7 protein-coding genes are annotated in these 6,914 nt (G+C 57.2%); 2 read left to right on the forward strand and 5 right to left on the reverse strand.

Annotated features, from left to right (window positions below):
• Nucleotides 1-729, forward strand: a 729-nt coding sequence (locus ACIQ5B_RS09445; RefSeq protein WP_397598795.1) for a TCP-1/cpn60 chaperonin family protein, incomplete at its 5' end; no start/stop codon positions are given.
• Nucleotides 730-972: 243 nt separating this feature from the next.
• Nucleotides 973-2,913, forward strand: a complete 1,941-nt coding sequence (locus tag ACIQ5B_RS09450) for a potassium transporter Kup (protein WP_397598796.1) — start codon at nucleotides 973-975, stop codon at nucleotides 2,911-2,913.
• 20 nt (nucleotides 2,914-2,933) lie between these two features.
• Here ACIQ5B_RS09450 and ACIQ5B_RS09455 read toward each other — a convergent pair whose 3' ends face one another.
• The 5 genes from ACIQ5B_RS09455 to cysS are packed head-to-tail and all read right to left on the reverse strand — an operon-like array spanning nucleotide 2,934 to nucleotide 6,840.
• Nucleotides 2,934-3,626, reverse strand: a complete 693-nt coding sequence (locus ACIQ5B_RS09455) for an HPP family protein (protein ID WP_397598797.1) — start codon at nucleotides 3,624-3,626, stop codon at nucleotides 2,934-2,936.
• 4 nt (nucleotides 3,627-3,630) lie between these two features.
• Nucleotides 3,631-4,023 carry a nuclear transport factor 2 family protein gene (locus ACIQ5B_RS09460; RefSeq protein ID WP_397598798.1) on the reverse strand — a complete coding sequence of 131 codons (393 nt, stop codon included), beginning with the start codon at nucleotides 4,021-4,023 and terminating at the stop codon, nucleotides 3,631-3,633.
• 2 nt (nucleotides 4,024-4,025) lie between these two features.
• Nucleotides 4,026-4,970 (reverse strand): D-2-hydroxyacid dehydrogenase, encoded by a 945-nt coding sequence (locus ACIQ5B_RS09465; RefSeq protein ID WP_397598799.1) that lies wholly within the window; start codon nucleotides 4,968-4,970, stop codon nucleotides 4,026-4,028.
• On the reverse strand, nucleotides 4,967-5,323 hold the full coding sequence (locus ACIQ5B_RS09470; RefSeq protein WP_397598800.1) for a hypothetical protein: 357 nt from the start codon (nucleotides 5,321-5,323) through the stop codon (nucleotides 4,967-4,969). Before ACIQ5B_RS09470 ends, ACIQ5B_RS09465 begins: the two co-directional genes overlap by 4 nt.
• Nucleotides 5,320-6,840: a cysteine--tRNA ligase gene (gene cysS, locus ACIQ5B_RS09475; RefSeq protein ID WP_397598801.1), complete on the reverse strand. Its 1,521-nt coding sequence runs from the start codon at nucleotides 6,838-6,840 to the stop codon at nucleotides 5,320-5,322. Before cysS ends, ACIQ5B_RS09470 begins: the two co-directional genes overlap by 4 nt.
• Nucleotides 6,841-6,914 lie beyond the last annotated feature (74 nt).

Here is a 6,914-nt window from a genome sequence, read left to right on the forward strand (position 1 = left end):
GAAACCGTTACCTTGGGCATGCTCGGCCAAGCCAAGCGCGTCACCATCGACAAGGACAACACCATCATCGTCGACGGTGCTGGCGAAACCGATGCGATCAAGGGCCGCGTAGAAGCGATCCGTGCGCAAATCGAAAACACGACCAGCGATTATGACCGTGAAAAGCTGCAAGAGCGTTTGGCGAAACTCGCCGGCGGTGTTGCCGTGATCAAGGTCGGTGGTTCGACCGAAGTTGAAGTGAAAGAGCGCAAGGACCGCGTTGATGACGCGCTGCACGCAACCCGCGCAGCCGTTGAAGAAGGCATCGTCCCAGGCGGCGGTACTGCACTTCTGTACGGTACAAAGGCTCTCGAAGGCCTCAAGGGCGTCAACGACGACCAGACACGTGGTATCGACATCATCCGCAAGGCGATTGTTGCTCCATTGCGTCAGATCGCAGCCAACGCCGGATTTGACGGTGCCGTTGTCTCGGGCAACCTGCTTCGTGAAAACGACGAAACCATGGGCTTCAACGCATCGACCGACGTTTACGAAAACCTCGTAACTGCGGGCGTTATCGACCCAACCAAGGTTGTCCGTACAGCGTTGCAAGACGCGGCATCGGTTGCTGGTCTGTTGATCACCACCGAAGCTGCCATTTCCGACGCGCCAGAAGATAAGGCTGCTGGCGCCGGCGGCATGCCAGGCGGCATGGGCGGAATGGGCGGCATGGGCGGTATGGACTTCTAATTGTCCAACGCTTTTTGAAGCACAGAAAATGGGCCGGAGGGGAAACCTTCCGGCCTTTTTTGTTGTGTGGGGTTGAGTCGCGTGGGTGCGTATGCGAAGGGGCGGTGTGCTCAATTCTATCCATAGAGAAGATGTTTTGCCTTAAACATTGAAATATAATCATTTTATTAACCATAAAATAGCTATTGCACTGCAAAATAATAAGCGTATTTGCCGCCGCCCTAGCAACAGAGGTTTCCGGCGATGCAAAATGCGCATTCGGGTTCAGTTGAGTCTCCATCCATCCACAAACATTCGCTCGCGGCACTGACGGTCGGTGCGATCGGGGTCGTTTTCGGCGACATCGGCACCAGTCCGCTTTATGCCTTTCGCGAAGCGCTCCACCACAGTGCGCCTTCGGGCGGCATTCAGGAAGCGGCGATATTTGGGGTGCTGAGCCTTGCGCTTTGGTCGCTCATCCTCGTTGTTACCGTCAAATATGTCATCTTCCTGATGCGCGCCGACAATGATGGTGAGGGCGGCGTGCTGGCACTGCTTGCGCTTGCCGGACGCGGCATTGGTGGCCGCAAGGGCGCGGTGCTTGCGCTTGGTGCGGTCGGCGCAGCGTTATTCTATGGCGATGCGATCATTACCCCGGCGCTGTCCGTGCTGTCGGCAGTGGAAGGGACGAAAACCATTCCGGGCATTGGCGAGAATATCTCTCAGCAGACGATCATTTACATTACCTTGGTCATCATGGTTGCGCTGTTTGCCATCCAATCGCGCGGGACGGCGCTGGTATCAAAACTGTTCGGGCCAATCTGCGTGGTCTGGTTTCTGGCCATTGGTGGTCTTGGCCTGTTGCATATATCCGACTATCCAGCGATTTTTGGTGCGCTGTCGCCGCACCATGCGGTTTCGTTTCTGGCGAGCAACGGCATCGTTGGTTTGATCGTGCTGGGTTCCGTATTTTTGACGGTCACCGGAGCCGAAGCATTGACGGCGGACATGGGGCATTTCGGCCGCTTCCCGATCCGTTTGGGATGGTTCCTCTTGGTGTTCCCGGCGCTCAGCCTGAATTATTTTGGCCAGGGTGCATTTGCCATGGCGGCGCTTGAACAGGCGCGTGCGGCGGGCGTTCCACTTGAAACGCAGGATTGGTTCTTCCTGATGTCACCCGAGGCAGTGCGCGTGCCGATGATCGTCTTGGCGGGCCTTGCCACGATAATCGCGAGCCAAGCGGTCATCACGGGCGCCTTTTCACTGACCCAGCAAGCAATCCAGCTTGGGCTGTTGCCCCGTATGAAAATTGTGCAAACCTCTTCGGGCAGTGCAGGGCAAATCTACCTTCCGGCGATCAATTGGATGCTGTTATTTGGTGTCTGGTTACTCGTCGTCCAATTCCGCAATTCGTCGGCAATGGCGTCGGCTTATGGCATCGCGGTTACTGGAACGATGGTGGTGACCACATGCCTTGCGTTCGTTGTCGTGCACAAGCTTTGGCAATGGAGCCTCGCCAAATCCTTAGCGGTGATGTTGCCGTTTCTTGTCATCGACTTCATCTTCTTCGGCGCGAACATCTTGCGCGTGGTTGATGGCGGTTGGGTGCCGTTGGCCGTTGGTGCGCTGATCTGCCTGATTATCTGGATCTGGGTGCGCGGAAAGCCGTTGATCGACATCAGAGAAAATGACCGCGCCATGACACTTGCGGAACTTGGCAAGTCACTGACGAAAAGCAAAGTCGCGCGCGTCGACGGAACGGCGGTGTACCTGACCGCCAACCCAGAGGGTGTTCCCGGAACGATATTGCACAATCTGAAGCACAACCGCGTGTTGCACGCGCGCAATATCGTGCTGTCCATCCGCACCGCCAGTGTCCCGCATGTACCCAGCGAAGAGAGGGCGACCTATGTCGAAGTCGATAAGAATTTCGCGCGGGTCATTCTAAAATACGGCTTTATGGAAACACCTGACGTGCCGAATGACTTGGCCTTGGCAATTCCCGCAAAAGATGCGCCGTTGGATTCTATGATAACCAGCTATTTCATGGGCAAAAGCGTTTTGGCCGCGTCAAAAAACGAAGGCCTTCCGTTGTGGCAGGATATCATCCTGATCTTTCTGCAGCGTAACGCCTATAACCCGGCTGAATTTTTCGGCATTCCGTCCAACCGCATTGTCGCCTTGGGCGGGCAGGTGGTCATCTAGGGGCAGGACCCTAATCTGGATTAGCGGGTGGCGCGGCGTTGTTCGGCGATGCGTTCGGCGGTGAGGAGCAAGGCTTCTAGGTCAGCCAAGTCGATGTCGAAGGTCTCATGGGTTTCCTGAACCGCTTGATCGATATCGGCGCGCAAGAGGCCCACGGGCAGGGCAGGTGTGGCCGCCGCGCGATGCGGATAGCTATGGCCGCTGAAGCGGTGGAATAGCCAGCCTGCCGCAAGCAATGCCGCGGAATTGGCGGCGACGATCGACATTGGGTATATATAGCCCGCATCGACAATGGCTTGGCCGCCCAAGATGGTCGTGATTGCAACAGCGCCGCTGGGTGGATGCAGGCAACGCAGCAACGACATCAACAATATCGACGCGGCCACGGCAATGGCGATGGCGGCAAAAGTGACGGGTACCATATGCAGCACCGTCACGCCGACCAACGCGGAAATGACATTGCCGCCGAACACGGGCCATGGCTGCGCCAATGGGCTGGATGGCACCACGAATACCAGCACCGCCGATGCGCCAATGGGCGCTATCAGGAACGGCAAAGCGGGGAATATGTCCTGAACACCAAGCCCCGCCAGCGCCGCGACAAGGACGCCAAGGCCAGCGCCTGCACATGCGATCAACCGGTCATGCAAGCTTGTGCCGGCAAGTTTCGGTACGAACAGGTGCCACCGGCGCGATGTGTCTCCGGTTGCCACCCGCTTAGGCGCTCATATGCTGCAGCATCTCGCCCATTTTTTGGTGGAGCATATTCATGCCCTTCAACGGCCGAACCATGACCTTGAAATGGGTGATGAGGCCATCATCATCGCAGCTAATCATGTCGATGCCGTTGATCGCGATACCGTCGATCACGGTCTTGAATTCAAGAATGGCGCTGTTTTCGCGGTGCCATTCGCCGACATAGGCAAATTCGGCATTGCCGAGCGTGTGGCCAGCTGCGGCGAGATATTTGGCCGTTATGGCCTTGCCCACTTGCGGCGAGTGGACAACCGGGCTTTCAAACACACAATCGTCGTGCAGGACGGCGGATATCGCATCAACATCGCGTGACAGGGCAACTTTGTGCCAGATTTCGGCGGGGTTATGGGGCATGTTCAATATCCCAGATCGAGGTTTACCATTGGCTCAAGCGGCGCGCCTTGGCGGTAGCGCTCCAGATTTTCGAAGAAGCGTGTTGCGGAACGCACGAACATCTTGTCCTGCGCGCGGCCCGACAAGTGCATGGTGACATGCGCGTTGTCGAGGCTCCATAACGGGTGATCGGCGGGCAAAGGTTCGGGCGTCGTCACATCCAGAAACGCATTGGCGATGTGCTTGTCCTGCAACGCAGTGACCAACGCGTCCTGATCAATGACGGAACCGCGCGCGATGTTGATGAGCGTTGCGCTATTCTTCATCGCGGCAAGTTCGTCTGCGCCAATCATGCCGTCGGTTTCCGCAGTCGCGGGAACGGCAAGGATGACCCAGTCAAAATCGCCCAATTGCGCGCGCCATTGATCGGGCGTCAGCGTGTTTGGGCCTGCCGAGCGGCGCACAATGGTGACATCGACGCCAAAGGGCTTCAGACGTTCTTCAATCAGCTTTCCAATCGCGCCATAGCCGAGCAACAAGGCCTTGGAACCGAACAGTTCAACCTTGCCGGGCGAATCGAGCAGCCATTCGCGGCGTTCCTGCGCACGGACAACTTCGCGATAGTTCTTCGCGACGGTCAGCATGCCCATGACGACATATTCGGCGATGGTAATCGCGTTAATGCCTGCGCCATTGGTGACAACGCAGCCCTGCGCCTTCAACTGCGCCAGCGGCATGCCGTCGACGCCGGCATAGATGCTGTTCAGCCATTTCATGTTGGTGGCGGCATTGATGACCGTGGCCATATCGCCCTTGTCATACATGTCGAACCAGCCAATCTCCGCCTGCGGCGCGAGCGCGAGCGCCTCTTCCTTCGACATGAAGAAATGCGGCTCGATCCAATCGGGCAAGCGCGGTTCAATGAGGGGGCGCACAAGGCCCGACATCACGAGTTTCGTTTTGGTCATGCGGCAAAAGCCTTCCAAGTTACAAAGATTAAGAACGGGATGCCGACAAGATCGGTCATCGCAATGGTTTTCAGCGCGGGCGGTGAGCCTGCAGACCAATAGAGAACCAAGAATGACAACATGCTGACGCCGACGCCAACGCTGGCAATGCGGCGGCTCGCAGGGTCAAAAGCCGCCCAGACAGCAAGCAGAAAGATAACGAGGAACAGCGCAGCGCGATGATGCAGCAACAGAAACAACGGGTTATCGCTAGCGACGCGGTAAAGCTGCCCAATCATCGCCGGACGGAACAGCGCCAGCGCGGGCAACGCGTGGATAGCCGCAAGGATGAGCCAAGCAATTTTGAGCATCATATATCCAACTTCCAATCCCAGCCAAGCGGGTCGCCGTCCATGACTTCAACGCCTTTGGCGATGAGGTCGTCGCGGATGGCGTCAGACTTGGCGAAGTCTTTTTCGGCGCGCGCGTCTTTGCGTGCGGTGAGGGCGGTTTCGATTTCGGCTTCGGTGATGACGGCGGCTTTGGGCCGGATGCGCAGGTCGGTGCGGCTTAGACTTTGGAGGTTCAGACCCAGAACTGCGTCCATCTCTGCAATCGCAGCAAGATGCTGTGCAGCGTCGACCTTCTTCAAGCCGATGAGCGTTTCTAGCGATGTTATTGCGACAGCCGTGTTGAGGTCATCTGAAACAGCCGCCGCAAAATCGTTAAGTGCCGCCGAAATTACCGGAGCAACGTCACCCTGAACTTGTTTCAGGGTCCATTTATCAGCTTCAACCGCCGGTTCGTTGGGCACGATGGATGCTGGAACGTCAGTCACCGAAGGTGAACCAAGTTCAGCATGACGGGCCTTGAGGTTTGCGACAGCCATCACCATCCGCTTCAGTCTTACAAACGCGGCCTGTAATCCCTCCCAGCTAAACTCCAGCTCGCTGCGGTAATGCGCTTGCAGGCACATCAGGCGGTAAGCGAGGGGGTGGAAGCCCTTGTCGATCAGCAATTGCACGCGCAGGAACTCGCCCGATGATTTGCTCATCTTGCCGCTGCGTTCGATCAGAAAATTGTTGTGCATCCAAAATTGTGCGCCGCTGTGGTCACCGCCGCAGCGCGCCTGATTTTGCGCGATTTCATTGGGGTGGTGGATTTCGCGATGGTCGATGCCGCCGGTGTGGATGTCAAACGGCAGGCCAAGCAGCGCCTCTGACATGACCGAGCATTCCAGATGCCAACCCGGTGCGCCTTTGCCCCATGGGCTGTCCCATTCCATTTGCCGTGTTTCGCCCGCGGGCGTCTTGCGCCAAATGGCAAAGTCGGCGGCGTGGCGTTTGCCTTCGACCTCTTCGATGCGGCCTTCTCCGTCCTCGGTCTTGGCGCGCGCCAATGCGCCATAATTGGCAACGGTTGAGGTGTCGAAATACAGGCCCGATTCCAATTCGTAGCAATGCTTGTCGGCAATGCTGGTCGCATAGGCGATCATCGCGGGCACATATTCGGTCGCAATCGACCAATGCGCGGGCTGACGGATGTTCAGCGCCTTAATGTCGTCCCAATAAGCTTGCGTATAATGCCGCGCGATGTCCCAGATCGACTGCGCTTTTTCCGCCGCCATCTTCTCCATCTTGTCTTCGCCGGCATCGGCGTCGTCGGTCAAATGGCCGACATCGGTGATGTTGATGACATGGGTGAGTTTATAGCCCTTATATGACAGCACCCGGCCAAGCGTGTCGGCAAAAACATAGGCGCGCATGTTGCCGATGTGCGGGTAATTATAGACCGTCGGGCCGCAGGTATAGACGCGTGCCTCGCCATCATGGACGGGGGTGAAGGTTTCCAGTTGCCGGGTCAGGCTGTTGAAGAGTTTAAGCTCGGACATGGATTGGCGATGCTGGAAATGGGTGCGTAGGTCAACCCACCTCCAATCTCTCAAAGTCACCCTGAACTTGTTTC

The sequence above is a fragment of the Sphingorhabdus sp. genome, assembly GCF_044374345.1.
In the GTDB taxonomy this organism is placed as follows: Bacteria; Pseudomonadota; Alphaproteobacteria; order Sphingomonadales; family Sphingomonadaceae; genus Sphingorhabdus_B.